This is a genomic window from Denitraticella aggregata (genome assembly GCF_048158365.1).
Taxonomy (GTDB): Bacteria; Pseudomonadota; Gammaproteobacteria; order Burkholderiales; family Rhodocyclaceae; genus Azoarcus_F.
Map to the genome: position 1 here is coordinate 580881 of NZ_JBLLNL010000001.1, position 17302 is coordinate 598182.

General features: G+C 64.2%; 18 protein-coding genes. 5 read left to right on the forward strand and 13 right to left on the reverse strand.

The window, feature by feature from the left end:
• The first annotated feature begins 83 nt into the window (after positions 1 to 83).
• The 3 genes from ACKVEX_RS02790 to ACKVEX_RS02800 all read left to right on the forward strand — a co-directional run bounded on the left by ACKVEX_RS02790 (position 84) and on the right by ACKVEX_RS02800 (position 3164).
• On the forward strand, positions 84 to 866 hold the full coding sequence (locus ACKVEX_RS02790) for a DUF3047 domain-containing protein (RefSeq protein WP_473214152.1): 783 nt from the start codon (positions 84 to 86) through the stop codon (positions 864 to 866).
• A gap of 96 nt (positions 867 to 962) precedes the next feature.
• The gene (locus ACKVEX_RS02795; RefSeq protein ID WP_473214153.1) at positions 963 to 2093 is read left to right on the forward strand and encodes an FAD-dependent oxidoreductase; all 1131 of its coding nucleotides are present in this window, start codon (positions 963 to 965) and stop codon (positions 2091 to 2093) included.
• 93 nt (positions 2094 to 2186) lie between these two features.
• The gene (locus ACKVEX_RS02800; protein ID WP_473214154.1) at positions 2187 to 3164 is read left to right on the forward strand and encodes a glutathione S-transferase family protein; all 978 of its coding nucleotides are present in this window, start codon (positions 2187 to 2189) and stop codon (positions 3162 to 3164) included.
• 83 nt (positions 3165 to 3247) lie between these two features.
• Here ACKVEX_RS02800 and gor read toward each other — a convergent pair whose 3' ends face one another.
• From gor to ACKVEX_RS02835, 7 genes are all read right to left on the reverse strand, one after another.
• Complete coding sequence (gor, locus tag ACKVEX_RS02805; protein ID WP_473214155.1) at positions 3248 to 4621, reverse strand: glutathione-disulfide reductase; 1374 nt, start codon at positions 4619 to 4621, stop codon at positions 3248 to 3250.
• Positions 4622 to 4772: 151 nt separating this feature from the next.
• Positions 4773 to 5888, reverse strand: a complete 1116-nt coding sequence (locus ACKVEX_RS02810; protein WP_473214156.1) for a YeeE/YedE family protein — start codon at positions 5886 to 5888, stop codon at positions 4773 to 4775.
• A gap of 112 nt (positions 5889 to 6000) precedes the next feature.
• Positions 6001 to 6501, reverse strand: coding sequence for a DUF302 domain-containing protein (locus tag ACKVEX_RS02815; RefSeq protein ID WP_473214157.1), 501 nt, complete (start codon positions 6499 to 6501; stop codon positions 6001 to 6003).
• A 10-nt stretch (positions 6502 to 6511) separates the two neighbouring features.
• Positions 6512 to 7732, reverse strand: a complete 1221-nt coding sequence (locus ACKVEX_RS02820) for a patatin-like phospholipase family protein (RefSeq protein WP_473214158.1) — start codon at positions 7730 to 7732, stop codon at positions 6512 to 6514.
• Between the two features lie 194 nt (positions 7733 to 7926).
• Entirely contained in the window at positions 7927 to 8538 is a 612-nt protein-coding gene (locus ACKVEX_RS02825) for a TlpA family protein disulfide reductase (RefSeq protein WP_473214159.1), read from the reverse strand.
• A gap of 30 nt (positions 8539 to 8568) precedes the next feature.
• Positions 8569 to 8832 (reverse strand): EF-hand domain-containing protein, encoded by a 264-nt coding sequence (locus ACKVEX_RS02830; protein ID WP_473214160.1) that lies wholly within the window; start codon positions 8830 to 8832, stop codon positions 8569 to 8571.
• A gap of 187 nt (positions 8833 to 9019) precedes the next feature.
• Entirely contained in the window at positions 9020 to 9991 is a 972-nt protein-coding gene (locus ACKVEX_RS02835) for a hypothetical protein (protein ID WP_473214161.1), read from the reverse strand.
• Between the two features lie 301 nt (positions 9992 to 10292).
• Between ACKVEX_RS02835 and ACKVEX_RS02840 the strand changes: the two genes are divergently transcribed.
• Entirely contained in the window at positions 10293 to 11729 is a 1437-nt protein-coding gene (locus tag ACKVEX_RS02840) for a hypothetical protein (RefSeq protein WP_473214162.1), read from the forward strand.
• Here ACKVEX_RS02840 and ACKVEX_RS02845 read toward each other — a convergent pair.
• The 6 genes from ACKVEX_RS02845 to ACKVEX_RS02870 form a co-directional block, all read right to left on the reverse strand.
• Positions 11681 to 12457: a YiiX/YebB-like N1pC/P60 family cysteine hydrolase gene (locus tag ACKVEX_RS02845; protein ID WP_473214163.1), complete on the reverse strand. Its 777-nt coding sequence runs from the start codon at positions 12455 to 12457 to the stop codon at positions 11681 to 11683. The two genes, ACKVEX_RS02840 and ACKVEX_RS02845, sit on opposite strands and share 49 nt — an antisense overlap.
• A 30-nt stretch (positions 12458 to 12487) precedes the next feature.
• A complete protein-coding gene (locus tag ACKVEX_RS02850) occupies positions 12488 to 12676 on the reverse strand; it encodes a zf-HC2 domain-containing protein (protein WP_473214164.1) in 189 nt (62 codons plus the stop codon).
• On the reverse strand, positions 12676 to 13299 hold the full coding sequence (locus ACKVEX_RS02855; RefSeq protein WP_473214165.1) for a sigma-70 family RNA polymerase sigma factor: 624 nt from the start codon (positions 13297 to 13299) through the stop codon (positions 12676 to 12678). Before ACKVEX_RS02855 ends, ACKVEX_RS02850 begins: the two co-directional genes overlap by 1 nt.
• A gap of 57 nt (positions 13300 to 13356) precedes the next feature.
• Entirely contained in the window at positions 13357 to 14286 is a 930-nt protein-coding gene (locus tag ACKVEX_RS02860) for an HD-GYP domain-containing protein (RefSeq protein WP_473214166.1), read from the reverse strand.
• 74 nt (positions 14287 to 14360) lie between these two features.
• Positions 14361 to 15164, reverse strand: a complete 804-nt coding sequence (locus tag ACKVEX_RS02865; RefSeq protein ID WP_473214167.1) for a DUF6969 family protein — start codon at positions 15162 to 15164, stop codon at positions 14361 to 14363.
• A 19-nt stretch (positions 15165 to 15183) separates the two neighbouring features.
• Positions 15184 to 15693 carry a cytochrome c peroxidase gene (locus ACKVEX_RS02870; protein WP_473214168.1) on the reverse strand — a complete coding sequence of 170 codons (510 nt, stop codon included), beginning with the start codon at positions 15691 to 15693 and terminating at the stop codon, positions 15184 to 15186.
• A gap of 593 nt (positions 15694 to 16286) precedes the next feature.
• On the opposite strand from ACKVEX_RS02870, the gene ACKVEX_RS02875 reads away from it, so the two are divergent.
• Entirely contained in the window at positions 16287 to 17222 is a 936-nt protein-coding gene (locus tag ACKVEX_RS02875) for a DUF3179 domain-containing protein (protein WP_473214169.1), read from the forward strand.
• The last annotated feature ends 80 nt before the right edge of the window (positions 17223 to 17302 follow it).

Genomic DNA, 17302 nt, shown 5'->3' on the forward strand with positions numbered 1-17302 from the left:
AAGGTTTGCATGTCATGCGCGACAATTGAAGCAGCGCAACAATTGAAGCAGCGCAACAACATTCTGACAGGTGACATATGGAAGTGGAAAAACTCATCGGGGCCGACCGTCGTTCGATTCTGAGGCCCGTTCTTGGCATGACGATCGGTCTGCTCGCATTCGCGGCCGTCGATGTAGCGGCTTCCTCCGCGATTTCGCCGGCGCGGTTTTCGGCCGCGAGCAGTGGCACCGAGTTACCGGGCGAATGGTCTCACCAAGCCCTGCCGCGCGTGCAGCAGCAGAACCGCTTCGACCTGATCGATGTCGATGGACAGACCGTGCTGCGGGTGCGATCGGATTCGGCCGCATCCACGATGCTCCATCCGCTCGCCGTGGATCCGGCGACGACGCCGATACTCAGCTGGCGCTGGAAGGTCTCCAATCCGGTGGCTGCTTCGGATTTCTCCCGCAAGGCAGGTGACGACTACGCTGGTCGGGTGTACGTACTGTTCGATTATCCGGTCGCCAAGCTGCCGCTTGGCGACCGGATCAAGATTTCGCTCGCGCGCGGACTGCACGGGGCCGAACTTCCGACCGCGGCGATCGCCTATGTATGGGGTACGGCGCAGGCGGTCGGCGAGTCCGGCCCCAACCCGTACACGGACCGGGTGCAGATGATCGTCGTCGAGCAGGGGGCGGAGCGGGCCGGGCAGTGGGTCGAAATCCGGCGCGACGTCGCTGCGGACTTCGAGCGCGTTTTCGGTGAGCCCGCACCGCCCATCGTCGGTATCGCGATCAGTGCGGATACCGACAACACCGGTGAATCGGTGACCACGCTGTTCGGTGACATCCTGTTCGAGAAGCCCGAATCAGGGTCTGGATCTTGACTGCGCGGATGGTTTCTCCTCGCCGCGTTCCGGCGGCGGCGCGGCGATGACGTGCTTCCGCGACGCGCCTCCGCTAGATCGTCGGATCCGTTCCGGATGAAACGACTCGTGCTGGCGGGCGGCGGGCATGCTCATGTGCATGTGCTCGACAGGCTGGCCCGGTCCCGACCCGAGGGCGTCGACATTACGCTGCTGAGCCCGTTCGAGCGGCAGGTCTACTCGGGCATGCTGCCGGGCTGGATCGCCGGAATCTATCCGCTCGACGCGTGCATGCTGCCGCTGACAGGCCTGGCCGAACGGGCCGGGGTTCGCTTCGTGCGCAAGAGCTGTGTGAAGCTCGAGGCCGACGCGCGGGTGCTGGAGTGCGACGACGGGGAGCATCTGGAGTTCGACCTGCTGTCGCTCGATGTCGGGTCGGTTACCGCGGCCGAGCCGATCCCGGGTGCCGACCACCATGCGATTCGAGCGCGACCGATCGAGGACTTCATCACGGCGGTATCGGATCTGCTCGAAAGGGTCAGGGTCGGCCGGTCCGACAGTATCGTGATCGTCGGCGACGGCGCTGCCGCAGTGGAGATCGCATTTGCGCTCGACGTTCGCTTGAGGCGCATGGCGTGTCGCGACGAATCGGGCCGGGGCGTGCGTCTCGGTATCGCCGGCTCGGCGCCGCGTCCGCTGTCGAGACTGCCGCGCCTGATGCAGTGGCGGGTCGCATCCCTGCTGCGGAAACGGAACATCGCATGGTACGGAAGCGCCCGCGCGACCGGCGTGGCAGCGGACCATGTCCGTCTGTCCGACGGCCGGACAGTCGCGGCCACCGATGTCCTGCAACTGACCGGCGCGTCGGCCCATCCGTGGCTGTCCCGGTCGGGACTGGCGACCGACCGGAACGGTTTTGTCCAGGTGCTGCCTAACTTGCAGTCATCCTCGCATTCCGGCGTGTTTGCGGTGGGTGACTGCGCGGCCTACGCGGCGGTTCGACCCAAGTCCGGTGTGTTCGCGGTCCGGGCCGGGCCGCCGCTGGCGCACAATCTGATTGCGTCCCTGAAGGGCGATGAACTGCGGGCCTGGACGCCCCAGCGCAGGGCCCTGTATCTGCTCAGCACCGGCGATGGCGATGCGCTGGCCGCGTGGGGTGCGTTTGCATGGTGGGGTGAGTGGGTGTGGCGCTGGAAAGATCGGATCGACCGGGCATTCGTCGCGCGTTACGGCGCAGGGCCACGCTGACGCGACACGCGTCTATCTGGATCGATCTCGACGATTGCTGCATGCCGGTGAAGAGTGAGCGGCTTCATTTCCGCTCGTCAGGGAGGAGACACGATGGGTTTGCTGGTGGAAGGGGACTGGGTGGACCAGTGGTACGACACCGAATCGACCAAGGGCGAGTTCGTGCGAAGCGAATCGCAGTTTCGCAACTGGGTCACCGCGGACGGCCGTCCGGGGCCGAGCGGTGAGGGCGGTTTCAAGGCCGAACCCGGGCGATATCACCTCTATGTCGCACTCGCCTGTCCGTGGGCCCATCGAACGCTGGTCTTCCGCAAGCTGAAGGGGCTCGAGGACATGATCCCGGTGTCGGTGGTCAATCCTTACATGGGCAAGCAGGGCTGGACCTTCGAGCCCGGCGAGGGCGTGGTGCCCGATCCGCTGCACTCTATCGACCGGCTCCACCAACTCTATCGTCATGCGCGCGAGGACTACACCGGCCGGGTGACGGTCCCGGTACTGTGGGATCGTCGAACCGACCAACCGGTCAGTAACGAGTCATCGGAGATCATCCGCATGCTCAACAGCGCCTTCGATGGCGTCGGCGCACTGCCCGGAGACTATGCGCCCGAGGACCTGCTGCCCGAGATCGACACCGTGAATGCGTGGGTGCTGAAGACGGTGAATAACGGCGTCTATCGCGCCGGTTTCGCCACCCGCCAGGCGGCCTATGAGGACGCGGTCACCGCGCTGTTCGACGCGCTGGACGCGCTCGAGCAGCGTCTGTCCAGCGATCGCTACCTGCTGGGCGATCGAATCACGGAGGCCGACTGGCGCCTGTTCACGACGCTGATTCGCTTCGATGCGGTCTATCACGGGCATTTCAAGTGCAACATCCGCAGGATCGTCGATTACCCGAACCTGTGGGCTTACACCCGCGAGCTTTACCAGTGGCCGGGCGTGGCCGAGACGGTCGACTTCGAACACATCAAGGTGCATTACTACCGCAGTCACCACATGATCAATCCGACCGGAGTCGTGCCGGTCGGTCCGGTGCTGGATCTGTGGGCGCCGCATGGGAGAGGCCGGTCGTAGCGTCGCGCTGCCGACCGATCGTGCCGGCCGGCGCATGGCTCGATAGCCGACCAAGGCGGTTGGCCCGGTTGTCGGTCGCCGAATCAGCAGCGCTGCTTGCGCACCGGATCGCGCAGCGTGACGAACTCCTCGGCCGCGGTCGGGTGGATGCCGACGGTCGCATCGAAGTGGGCCTTGGTCGCACCCATCTTCACCGCGATCGCGATGCCCTGGATGATCTCCGGCGCGTCCGGACCGACCATGTGAGCACCGAGCACGCGGTCGGTCGCGGGGTCGACGATCAACTTCATCAGCGTGCGTCCCGCGCGACCGGACAGCGTGTGCCGCATCGGGCGAAAACGGGTGGTATATACATCGACGTCGCCATGGCGCTCGAGTGCGGTTTCTTCGGTCAGACCGACGGTTGCTATGGGCGGCTGGCTGAATACGGCCGACGGAACCGTTTCGTGGTCGGCCGAACTCGGCTGCCCGCCGAACAGCGTGGTGGCCAGTGCCTGGCCTTCGCGGATCGCGACCGGTGTCAGCGCGATCCGGTTGGTGACGTCGCCGACCGCGTGAATGCCCGGTACGGTGGTGGCGGATAGGCGATCCACGATCACCCCACCGGCCTCGTCCAATCCGACTCCGACCGACTCCAGTCCGAGTCCGGATGTGTTGGGCACCCGGCCGGTCGCATACATCACTGCATCCCAGGCGCCCGTCGCACCGGGGATGCCGCTGACCTCGATGTCGAGGCGCCCGTCGCTGCGCTTGCGAATCGCGTGCAGGTCGCTGTTCAGCGCGATTCCGATGCCGTTGTTACGCATCTCCTCTGCCAGGTGGTCGCGCACGTCCCGATCGAAGCCGCGCAGAATCTGATCGCCCCTGTAGCTGAGCGTGACCTGCGAGCCCAGGCCATGGAAGATGCCGGCGAACTCGACCGCGATATAGCCGCCCCCGACGATCAGGATGCGCCGCGGCTGCTCGCCCAGTTCGAAGACTTCGTTGGAGGTCAGCGCATGCTCCACGCCCGGAATGTCGGGCTTGAACGGCCAGCCGCCGGTGGCCACCAGGATATGACGACTTCTGAAGCGTCGTCCGCCGACCTCCACCGTATCTGGTGCGACCACGCGCGCGGTCCCCTCGACGCTGGTCACGCCGGCATCCGCGAGCAGGCGCCGGTAGATGGCGCTGAGTCGTTCGATTTCGCGGTTCTTGGCCTCCATCAGCGCAGGCCATGAGAATTCCGGCGAAACCGGAGACCAGCCGAAACCGGCCGCGTCCTCGAAATCATCGCGAAAATGCGATGCGTACACCATCAGCTTCTTCGGTACGCAGCCGCGGATCACGCAGGTGCCGCCGAAGCGGTGATTTTCGGCGATGGTGACCCGTGCGCCGAGGCGCGCCGCGACGCGGGCGGCGCGCACGCCGCCGGAACCGGCACCGATCACGAAGAGGTCGCAGTCGAAATCGTTCATGGTTTTTCCTTGAGGATGATGGGGATCCAAGATCGTGCGAGCGCAGCACGGTGCGGCGCTGCCCCCGGACTTGTGAACAGACCCGATGATGAACGAGCGTCGGCGGGCGTCGGTGTGTCAGGCGCGTCCCCCGCTGACCGGGCGCTGCCTGTCACGCGGTGTTCAGGCCGAAACGGGGCCTGAGTCGCGCGCCCAGCCACACGCCGGGCAGGACCGCAACGAACCACAACCAGCCGTGCACGCTGGTCGACGCCGTTCCGGAGACCAGCGCCCCTATCGTACATCCGAAAGCGATGCGGGCGCCGTAGCCCATCAGCAAGCCACCCAGGACCGCGGCGGCCAGCGCGCCGGGGCGGGCATCCATACGCACGCTCCATTTGCCGGCCGCCAGTGCGATACCGGCCGCCCCGAGGGCGATCCCGACGTCCATCAGAGATGTGATGTCATGAAGAATCGGCGCTGCCAGCGCCGATGACTGGAACGGTGCCTGCCAGAACGCTGACGATGCGGGATCCCAGCCCAGCAGGGCGGCGCCCTTGGCACCCCACAAAGTGTAGGCCCAGGTGATGCTCCACGGGTGACCGGCCATCAGCAGCGTGGCCAGGTTGAGCACGGCGAGTGCCCCCACACCGACGGCCATCGGCCAGCGATCGTGATTCTGTCGTGGCGTAGCCGCAGGCGAGCGGGCGCGTGGCTGGCGGCGCATGATCCACCACCAAAGGGTGGCGATCGCGGCGAGTTGCAGTCCTGCCGCCGGCATCCATCCGAACGACTCGCCAAGCACGATGGCGTCGAACTGGAACTGCCCGGCCCACCAGCCCATGTGCAGACTCCCGATGAAGGAGCCCGCGCAGAAGAACGCGATGACGACAAGCATTCGGCCGTTGCCGCCGCCGAGACTGAACAGCGTCCCGGACCCGCAACCGCCGCCGAGTTGCATGCCGACGCCGAAGAACAGCGCACCGATCGCGACCTGAAGTCCGAGCGGAGCGGCGGCGGGCCATGCGCTGCGACCCAGCGCGCCGCCGTCGGCCAGAACCGGTGCGAACAGCAGCGTGGTCAGTGCGATCAGTGCGAGCGGCGCCTTCAGCGATGCGGGATCTCGGCCGGTAACGAAGCGGCGCAGGCTGCCGGTGAATCCGAACTCGGTGCGCAGTAGCACCGCACCCATCATCAACCCGATCAGGAACAGCACGGCGTGATCGGCGCCACGCAGACTGAAGGCCTGCCACGCGCACTGCGCGGTCACGGCTGCCCACAGCGCCATTCCGACGAGTCTGCGTGGTGCGCGATTCCGGCGCGGGTCGATTGCCTGCGGTTCAATCGCCGACGGCACCGACGCGTATTCCGTGCCGCTTGCGGTCCTGGCCGGGGTGGTCTCAGCGTGTGGCGTCGCGGACGATGGCATCGAAGATGTCGTCGAGCTCGCGTGCGAGCGCGTCCAGTTGCGCATTGCCATAGGGCGCGAACACGGCGCTCGGCGTGCGCCAGCCGAGCGTGGCCGACTGGTCGGCATTCTCGGTCACATAGAATCTGAGCGGGGCCTCGATGCCGGCCGGTATGCTGGCCTCGAGCATGCGCACCGCGAAGTCGTTGCGGAACACCATCAGCACGATGTTGCCCGGAATCGTGACGCCGCGTGTTGCGGCACCCCGGCTCGCACTGGCCGAAGCGACGACCACCAGGCCGTTCGCGTCGATCGCGTGTTCCAGCCGTGCCTGGAGGTCGGCGAACGAGTGGGGCGTGGCAACGGACCGGGTGCCGTCTGGGGCCGCGTGTGACGAGGTGGTCAGCGTCATCAATGCGATCAGGGTCAGTGCCAGCAGCCATTGCAGAAGGTGATGCGGGGCGCGGTTTGTTGCGACGGCAGTATGGGTCATGTTCGTATCCTCAGTCGGTAATGGTCGGCGTGGCGGGCTGCCTGGGGTCCTGTTCGGCCTGGGCTTGGCGCCGTGTCGGTGGGTCCGTGCCGGTCGTGTCCGGTTCGGGCTGCGTATAGTCATGGATGACGATGCCGGTGTCGACATCGACCGGATGCGCCCAGGCGCGCTCGGCCAGTACCCGGAGTCCGTCGTGGCAGCCTGCGGACCAGCGCATGCCGACGCGTTCCGGGGCGAAATCGATGTCCTTGTCCTCGCGTTCGTGCTGCAGTTTCGGTGCTTCGAGTCGCACCAGATGAAACACGCTTCGACAACCGAAGCTTCGCATCTCGGTGACGTCCGGACGGTCTTTCTGATCGTCCGGCAAGCGGTCAGCGAGCATTGCGACATAGTGGCGAAGGCGATGCAACTCCTGCTCCAGGTCGATCAAGGTTCTGGCGCGACTCGCGAAACGGATCTCCTTGGCGCGACGCATTACGTCGGTGAGCGTGTTCGGAACCGTATCGTGGGCGGGCCACAGCGTCGCCAGAAAGCACAGCGAGTCCAGCCTCGGCGGGTCGCGCAGAATCCATTCCAGCGGCGTGTTCGAGTGGATGCCGCCATCCCAGTAGTGGCGGCCTTCGATTTCGACCGGAGCGAAAGCCGGCGGGAGCGCGCAGCTTGCGAGAATGTGCTTGACACTCAGGCGTGTCGAGCGCGAGTCGAAGTAGGTAATCTCGGCGGTTTCGATGTCGACCGCGCCCACCGACAGGCGTGTGTCACTGTGAGTGAGGTAATCGAAATCGACCAGTTCGAGCAGTGTGTGCCGCAGGGCCTGGACGTCGTAGAAGCTTGCCTGTGCCGGATCGGTGGGCAGGCCGAACGCGAAAGGACCGGGCCAGCGCGGCCGGAAGAAATGGGGTATCCCGAAGGCCATCGTTCTGGCCGATTGCATCAGGCCGGTCAAGCCTTCGAACGGCGCGAATGTGCCTGAGGGGAGGGCGTCGAATCCTGCCCAGCGCTGTCCGACCCGCGCCCAGAATTCATAGAGATGCTCGAGACGTCGGTGTGGCCGGTTTCCGGCGATCAGCGCGGCGTTGATCGCGCCTATGGACGTGCCCACCGCCCAGTCAGGGGCGAGGCCGGAGCGGTCCAGGGCTTCGAATACGCCGGCCTGATACGCGCCCAGCGCGCCGCCGCCCTGAAGCAGCAGCACGGTTCTAAGGCCGATCGATGTGGATTTCTGTTCCATCCGTCCTTGCTCCGACGTGTCGTTCAAGAAGCCCGTCTCCTTGCCACTCTGATGTGAGAGTGTCCAAGTTTCGTCGCACAGAACGGGGTTTCCTTACAGCGGTCTTGTACAGCAGAGGCTGCGGCTGGCATCGGGTGGTATCGAGCAATGGACGAGCCACACCCCGGCCGTCATCCGGGCGAGGTATTCGAAGCTTATCGCTGGACGGATTCGCGCTGAGACGCGTTATTCGCTGCGAGGAGCGACATGATCGTCTGCTCCAGTGCGCCGATTTCGGTCGCGCCGAGGTAGCGAGCCTTTACCGTGCCGCTGCGATCGCTGATGTAGATCAGTGGTGTGCCCTGCACCGGCCCCCACGCCTTTTTCAGCGAAGCCGTGCGCATCGCGACCGGAAACGTAAAGCCGCTTCGTGCCACGTAGTCCTGCACAGGGGAGAGTGTCTCGTCGACCGAAAGGGCCAGGACCTCGAATCCGTCCGAATGGTGGCGGTCGCGCAGCTTCTGGAACTCCGGAAGTTCACGCATGCAGATATGACACCAGGTCGCCCAGAAAACAGTCAGTACGACCTTGTCCTCGAGCGCTCGGCGATCGAGCGTCGTACCATCGATCAGGAGCAGCTTGGTGCGTGGCACGCCGTCTCCGACCTCGACTTGGCTATGGGCGCTTCCAGCGTGCGCCAGCGTGATGAAGGTGAACGCGACTACGAGCGTTCGAAAAATGCTCATGCTCATTTGTCCGGCTCCGGTTGGCAGTTGATCGCCGTTCGGCCCTGGCGACGTGGGAAAACTTTGCGCGACGGGCAACATCGCTGCTGCCCGTCGCGTGCTTGACGTCGATTACGGCGTCGGCAGCTCGTGCAAGCGACGGAAACCTTCCTTGACCTCTTCGAAGGTGCAATAGCCCTTGTCGCCGGCCAGATCGTCGAAGGACGCGCTCATGTAGGCGAGGAACTCCTCCTTCTCGATTCGACCGTTGTTGTTGGTGTCGATGACGCTGATGTTCTTCGGAGCCGTCGGAATGTCGGCGAAGGCGGGCGCCGCGAAGCCGCCCAGCAAAGCGACGGAAAGAAAAGCTGCGGACAGTGAATGAGCGAGTTTCATGATGTGTCTCCTTTAAGCTTCGGGTTGAGGTATCCACAAGTGCCCACTTGCTGATCTTCAATCGAGACTATCAACATGTACGCACTTGGTGATCCTTAGTCGAACCACATCCCCGTTCCTTACACCTGAAAGCAGGCCAACATCATTTATTTGCAATCAGAGGTCGGCTGCCTGAACGCGTAGTGGCTCAACGCGCGAGTCGTCCGATCGCGCTCTGACGGCCTGCTGCGCGTGGAATGCTCCAGTCCGGCCCTTCGACGAGACGCCTGAAGTAGGATTGCCACGCGTCGCTGCCTTCCGGCCAGTTCGCCACAAAGGCGGCGATCCATGCGATCGGGTCGAACTCGACAGCCAACGCGTCGACATGAACGCCTTCGATCGACTCGCCATAGAGTGGCGGATGGGGGGAGGGCGTGGTTCCGATGCGGCTGATGATGCCGTAATGCGTGCCACGCAGGTTGGGCATGCCGGCGGCCCCGTTGTTGATGACCGCACGGATTCGTCCGTCTCGGCAGAGCGCCGTTCGCAGCGCCGGCAGACAGGTGTGGCTGCTCGCAAAGACGTCGACATCGGCCTGGCGCGCCGCATCGGCAAGCCAGTCGAGTCCGCCGGGTGCGTCGAGCGTGCTTGCGTCGAAGCGCCATCCAGCCAGCGATTCCGCATCGCCATGGACCACCCCGACGTCAAGACTGCCGATCCGATAGCGGGCGAACATCGGAAGCCGAGCCAGCGCGTCGCGCAAGTGGGGGTGTAGGGACGCGCATCGCTTGAGCCGGGCATGAATTCGATTGGAGCGTTCTACGATGGCGTCATCCACGCTGTCCGGATAGGCGCAGCCGCAGTCATCGCCGGCTGCGCTCGATGCCAGTTCGGCTTCGACGTTGCCGGCCAGGGCGTCATGCCTAAGCACGCGCATGTTGATCTGCCTGAAGGTAGGCTCGTCCACGTCGAACCAGTTGAAATCGCCGTTGAAACACAGTACGACCGGGCCATTCTCGGCTGCCGCGAGCCGTTCGACCGCATCCAGCGCAGGCAGGTTGCCGTATAGCCCGCCGATCACATAGAGCGTTTCCGTCTCGACGGCGGGCGTGCGTGCGATCGCGGCGGGGCCGTATCGGTATCGGATCGGGCAGGTTCGACCGGGTTGTTGTTCGCTCACGTGTATCCTTTGCGTTTTCCGTGGCGGCGGGTTTTGTTCCGGCGTATGACTTTTCCGCATCGCGTCACCGTCCGTGGGTTGCTGCGTTTCGTGCCGCCGTCGTGGCGTCGCCGCAAGGAGTATCGGTCGTCAGTCGCAACCGGCCGTGGAAACTTACAGGTTCCCGCACACTGGGTGTAAGGAAAACCGGTCTGGTGCGACCTAGGGGAGGCATGCCGAAACATCGGCTTTGCCGCGCGCCCCGGTTACGGCCGGCTTTCGACCTGCTCGCGCGGTTTTCAACGATTCTGTTCGGGGAAGAATGATGCAAGGAATAGACACTGCGGTTCTCGGCGGAGCCTTGCTGGCGCTTGCGCTGCTCAGCGTGCTGGTCGCGCCGAGAACGAGTACGGTAGAGGGTTTTTTCAGAGGCAAGAGCGATGTGGGCGCCGCGCCGGGCGCATGGACGCTGACCCTGTCGCAGGTCACCACCTGGATCTTCGCGCGTTCGCTTCTCAATGCCGCGATTCTCGGATACTTCTACGGCATTGCCGGGGTGATCGCCTACGCGGCCTATTACGGATCGTTTCTGACCGGCTGGCTGATCGTCGACCGCCTTCGTTTCCGTCACGGCGTCGGCAACATGCAATCGTTCCTGCATGCGCGCTACGGGCGGCTCGGGAATGCCTGTTTCAATTTTCTGCTCGGCATGCGCCTATTGACCGAGGTTTTCGCGAACCTGCTGGTGGTCGGTATCGTGTTCGGTGCGGCCGGTTCCGTCGGCTATACGCTCTCGATCGTCGCAGTGGCTGCAGTGACGCTGTTCTATTCGATGAACGGCGGCTTGCGCGCTTCGCTTCGCACCGATGTGCTGCAGATGAGTCTGCTGGCGGTATTGCTGGCCGTGCTGTTCGCGATGATGTTGGCGCATCCGGCTTTCGATCTGTCGGCTTCGCTGGCGAGCAGTCCTGAACTCGGCTCGCCCGGGTGGGTCTTGCTCGTGGTCGCGCTGCTGCAGGTTCTGAGCTACCCGATGCATGATCCGGTGATGATGGATCGCGGCTTCATCGCGGATCGCCAGACCACCCGCCGCAGCTTTCTCCATGCGTTCTGGATCTCGGTGCTGTGCATCGTGGCGTTCGGTGCGCTGGGGGTGTTCGCAGGCCTGAATCGCGAAGGTGATGAGGTGCTGCTGGCCACGCTTGCGCGTCTGATGGGTGAGCCGGCCATGCTGGTGCTCGCCGGTGCCCTCGTGATTTCGGCCGCATCTACGATGGATTCGACCTTCGCCAGCGCGGCCAAGCTTGCGGTGGTGGACATGGGCATGGGCGGCGGGCGCACCCGCAGCGGACGTATCGCGATGCTCGTGTTCGCGCTCGGGGGCCTGGCGCTGGTTTTTGTCGGCAGTGACGACCTGTTCGCGGCCGTGGCGGTCAGTGGCACGGCCTCGCTGTTCCTGACGCCGGTCATCGTGTACTCCATCCTGCTCGACCGTGACGTGAAGCCTTGGGCTTTCCAGCTCACCTTCGTCGCGGCAATCGCGGGCTCGGCGCTGTATTTTCTCGAGAACTCGAAGCGCATCTCGATCATCGGACCGCTGACCGGCGTCGAGCACAGCTACAGCAAGCTGCTGGTGGTCACCGTGCTCATTCTGGTGATCGGCTTCGTCACGTTCGCCCTGGCATCGAGGCGATCCGGCGGTGCCGCGGGTCACGCCTCCGGGCCGGCGTCGTCTGCGTCCCAGACCATCGCGCGGTAATCGAAGCCGTGGGCGAGCGTGGGCTTGATGATCTCGAAGTAGGGGGACACGTCGAAGTCGCGCGGTGCAAACAGGCTGTGATGGCGGATGTGATGACGTGCCTCGATGCAGCCGGGACAGTCCCGATCCCGGCTTGGACCGTGAGAGACCTCCGGAAGTATCGGGTAGCGCACCGACTGGAAGGCCTGAGCGATCAGCGTCGAGCAGATCGCACGGGTCGGATCGCCGCTGCCGAGCGCGAGCATGCGGCGTCGGAACCTGACCGGTACGGGCGGCTGTGGCAGCAGATATCGGGCCAGATCGAAAACGTTGCGCAGGTCGTATTGATGACCGATACGCCGGATCGCGAAGTCGATGAGCTTGTGTCGGTCGTCGTCGCTTAGACCGACCGGTCTGCAGATACGCGTGTGCAGTCCTGCGAAGGCCGAGAGTCCCACGCTTCGGACCCCTTCTACGATGTCCGCCTCGATGAAAGCGTGCTGGCCCCGACCGGGTTGACCTGTGAGTGCGTCACCGACGTAAAGGGCCGCGTGAGACCAGGTTGACTGCGTCAGATACTTGATTGCGGTGCTGACGCGCGAATCCCCCTCCACCAGCAATACGTCGGCCGGTTGCAGAGAGTCCCGCAGCGCCTCGGCGCTCGTTCCTGCGCTGGCGCGATGCACATGAGACGGCGTGGCAAGGTAGTTTCCCAGCCATTGGCCCGCGCGATCCAGGATCAGTCCCATTGTTAGGCTCCGACAGGCGACGCATGCGGTTCAGTCCCGGGGGTCCATCCCGTCGCGAACGCGCTTCGCCGCCCTTTTCAGAAAGGCCATCTGGATGCGATAGTTGGAGCAGTAGCGGCACATCATGTTGTGAAAGCGCAGCGCGATCTTCTCGCGCAGACTGAGCGGACGATCCAGTTCTTCGGACATCAGGCGGGTGGCGTGCTTGCAGTTCAGCATCAGGCTGCAGCGCCTCCCTTGAACCAGTGATCTTCAAGGCAGGCCCGCAGGCCCGTACGGGCGCGGTGCAGGATCACCCAGCAGTTGTTGGTCGAGATGCCCAGTTGTTCGCAGATCTCGGGGGTATCGAGATCGAGAAACTCACGCATCATGTAGACGCGGGCGGTCTTTTCGGGGAGATGGTTGACGCAGGCATCGAAGACCGCCCAGAACTGCTTCTGCGAAAGGGCCGCATCCGGATCGGACCAGGTCGACGGGCCATCCTCCTCGTTCCAGTATCCGGACGACCACATCATCTTGCGGTTGAACATCGCGTCGATGCGCGCGTCGCCTTCGTCCGAACCGTCCGACAGGTCGGCCCGAACGACCTCGCGCGAGGATTTACGGATGTGGTCGACGATCTTGTTGCGCAGGATCGCGAACATCCAGGTCTTGAGGGCCGCACGACCGGCGAACCCCTCCTCGTTGTTCATCGCGGCAATAAGGGCTTCCTGCACCATGTCCTCGGCCGAGGCCGAATCGCGCAGTTGCATCTGCGCAAAACGCAGCATGTCGCGTCGGATGCCGGCGATCGATGGATCATCCCATCGAATGCCACCGTCCCGGCCTCTTGGGACTTTCATTGTCTTGCGCTCCTGTGCGGGTGTGATGACATTTTCATGGCGAGTGGTGTCGGTCCATCAGATTACGTGGGGCCGCTCCAGCAGCCTGCCGAATGCCGCTCTGGAAGCTGCATCACGCACAGTGCGGGCGATCAGTGCGATGTCCGCGACCGGCGTGAGTTGCGCGGCCGTGCCCGTTTTGCCGGTCGGAACGACGCCGACCGAACCTAATTCTTCATCGATCAAGCGGTACTCACTACCGCAGGATCGGCAATGAATCAGGTCTCCCCGGCCGTGCATCGCGGTCAGGGCCAGGGTGGGTCCGCACATCACGCAGGTTTGCAATGGAATGCCGTCGTCACTATAACCCACGATATGCTCGAGTGCACCTGTTCCTTTGAGTGACAGAAAGTCGCCGACCAGGGTGTCGTCGAACTGGCTGCCCCGGGCATCGGAAATGATGGCGAGTGCATCGTCGATGGACATGCCGCGGCGATATGGTCGGGTGCTGGTCATCGCGTCGAACGCGTCGCCAATCGACACGATGCGGGCGACGAGCGGAATGTCCTGTCCATGCAGTCCGCGCGGATAGCCAAGGCCGTCCGGGCGCTCGTGGTGACACGCGACCGCGTCGCGTACCAGGCCCGCGAGCGGGTGAGCTGCAAGCACCCGTTCGCCTATGGCGGGGTGTGTGCGTACCAGGTCGTATTCTGCCTCGGTGAGACTGGCGGGCTTGCGCAGTATCGCATCCGGCACCCCGATCTTGCCCAGATCGTGCAGGAAACCGCCTACCGCTGCGCATGCTATCTGCAGGTCGGTCAGGCCTGCCCGCTCAGCCAGAAGTTCGGCGAATCGCGACACGCGCCAAAGGTGTCCGCCCGTGTAAGGATCACGCGCCTCGATCATCCAGGCCATCACCAGCAGACTCGCCAGCAGGTCGTGACCCTGGACGGCCGGTGGCGCCTCTTCCTGTCCCAGCCATCTCAGCAGACCTTGTCGAATGCCCATGATCGAACTCCTCGAACCATAGTCGGGTTGAAGCGCCCGGTCCTACGTCGGCGCCAAGCCCGGCCTGCGCGCCGTCAGCCTTCGTTTGCGAGCCTGGATATGTCGGCCGGCCGTCGTGGATCGCCCGAACCGGCATCGAGCATGTCGAGCGTATCCTGGATGGAGATCGGCAGATAGCCCGTGATCTCGAGGGTCCGGTCCTCCAGAATGTCCTTTTCCGGATGCGCCTGCCTATGCATCGCGACGACTTCATCACGATGCCGCAGCAACGCGACGATCCAAGGTCGATACAGTCGGAGCATCGCCCCGAGCCAGCGATTGACCGGCCAGGACGGTGCGGCATGATCGATCTCGAAGCGGTCCAGCATTAGTATCACGTCGTCGGCCGCGTACCAGGTCTCGTCGGTCACCCAGCGGTTTGTCGCGAACAGGCCGATCGGTTCTCCCCAGGCGTCCATCGAGATCGCCACCAGATGGCTGATCGCGTCGTCGCCCTCGGGCCATTTCTCCGTCGCATTCGGCCAATCGACCGGTTGCGCGCCGTCCGGCAGATTGCCGGCTCGCAGAAAACAGTGGAAGTGTCCGTGTTCGACCGGGCCTCTATGCGCATGATAGTAATACTGCGCCCGGCTCGTCTCATCGAAAACGTCGTCCCGCGGGTAGTGCTGCATCTCGTAGAATTCGCCCTGCCCGCGAAGGACTTCGCCGACGATATTCAACCCACCCCGGCTCAGGACCCGGCGGCACTCGAGCGCCTCACGACCGGCCTCGAGCATGCGCCGCCGCTCGACCGCGCTCAGCGCTGCCGGATCGGGAAAATGGCGTTCGAGCGCGGGCAAGGTCGTCGATTGCTCCAATGGTGCACCGGTGGTCGTCATGTCGGGGTGAGTCCGTGCTTTAGCGCTTGGCTGCGCAGGGGTTGCGGGCTGCACAAGGATTCTTCGCGGCGCACGGGTTCTTCGCAGCGCACGGATTCCTCGCAGCGCACGGATTCCTCGCAGCGCACGGATTCCTCGCAGCGCACGGGTTGGCCGCGCACGGGTTGGCCGCGCAAGGATTCGGACCTTTGGCGATGAAGCGCTTCTGATCCTGCTCCAGGTAGGCGACGAGCGAGGCCAATTCGCGTGAATCCCAGGCCAGCGGCGCTGCAGCCATTGGTGCGACCATACACAGCTGCACCATTTCATCCAGATGGACTTCGTCCATGTTGAACATGTCGGATGCCATCTGCACCGCGTGCGGATAGGCTTGCGTGAAGGTCGGCATGTAGCCCATCTGGTTCGAGTGACAGGTCGCGCAGCTGAGGTTGTTGCTGGACAGTGATGTATCGTTGAACAGTCGCCGACCCTCGGCAAGCAGTTCGACTTGATCCGCCACGTAGGGTCGGTAGTTTGCCGGGCGTTTCACGGCCTTTGCCGCACAGGGATTGGCCGCGCAAGGATTGGCCGCGCACGGGTTCCTCGCGGCGCACGGGTTCCTCGCAGCGCACGGGTTCCTCGCAGCGCACGGGTTCCTCGCAGCGCACGGGTTCCTCGCAGCGCACGGGTTCCTCGCAGCGCACGGGTTCCTCGCAGCGCACGGGTTCTTCGCAGCACAAGGATTTGCGGCGCGTGAGGTCGGGCGCGGTGCGCAAGGCCTGCATTGGGCATGAGCCATCGGCAGTCCGATTGCGGCACTGATCAGCCCGGCTGACAGCATCGCGGCGAAGGCGTGGTTGGCTCGATGGGTTCTTGTCTGGTTCATGGCTAGGTCCCTCCTGGGTAGGTTGTCTGCGAATCGGGTTGCACGCGTTGAGTACGCGTCCCCTAGTTGGTCGGCCATGACGTCCTGTCCTTACAACGGGAACCAAGCTTTTTTGGCGCCGGTGTAAGTTGCGCGCCTTGCCGTCCGACCAAGGGACGAGCGTGCGGGAGTGCACGCACTTCGACGCGGGTCGAGCTTCGTCCGACGGAGCCATCCATTGACATGCTTCGACGGCATCAATTGGCAGGAGTCAGGTCATGAACAGATCGTGGATATCGGTGCCTCTGGCGGCCTTGTTGGCCGTGATCAGTCTGTCCGCCTGGGCGGTGCAGAAGAACGGTTTCGACCTCACCGGGGCCAGTGTTCCCATCGACGAGATCCATCATGGCGGACCGCCTCGCGACGGAATACCGTCCATCGACCAGCCTCGCTTCGTGGCGGCGGCCGAAGCGGATTTTCTGAAACCGGACGACCGCGTGCTCGGTTTTCACCGGTCGGGCATTGCGCGCGCCTATCCGATTGCGATCCTGAACTGGCACGAGGTGGTCAATGATCGCATCGGTGGCGAGCCGATCGCGGTGACGTTCTGCCCGCTGTGTGGAACCGGAATGGTTTTCTCGACGCGTGTGGATGGACGGGATCTCACGCTTGGCGTATCCGGACTGCTCTACAACAGCGACGTTCTGCTGTATGACCGTCAGACCGAGTCGCTGTGGTCGCAGATCATGAGCGAGGCGGTCAGTGGCCCAATGAAAGGTGCCCGGCTGGCGTTTCTGCCGACCGCGCACACGACCTGGTCCGACTGGCGGGCGCGTCACCCGGATACCAAGGTGCTGTCGCCGGACACCGGTCATCGCAGGGATTACCGGCGCGACCCCTATTCGGACTACGTCGAAAGCGAGTCGCTGATGTTTCCGGTGCGCCATGCCGACGCACGCCTGCATCCTAAGGAGCAGGTCATTGGCGTGACGATCGCGGGCGAGAGCATGGCCTATCCCTTCACGGCGCTCGACCGCAATCCCGCCAGAGTGATCGAGGATACCGTTGGCGGGCAAGTGCTGCGGCTCGAATTCGATCCGCAAGCCCGCACAGCTCGTGTCTTCGGTGACGACGGCGAGGAGATTCCCAGCCTCATCGCGTTCTGGTTCGCCTGGGTGGCGTTCAACCCGGATACGCGTGTGTTCGGGCAGTAGCGACCGCCCCCCCAGCCGGTCGGTCGCGGTGTGGCGCGTGCGTGCTGCACCGCTGCTATCCGATCTCTGCCGGGATGGAT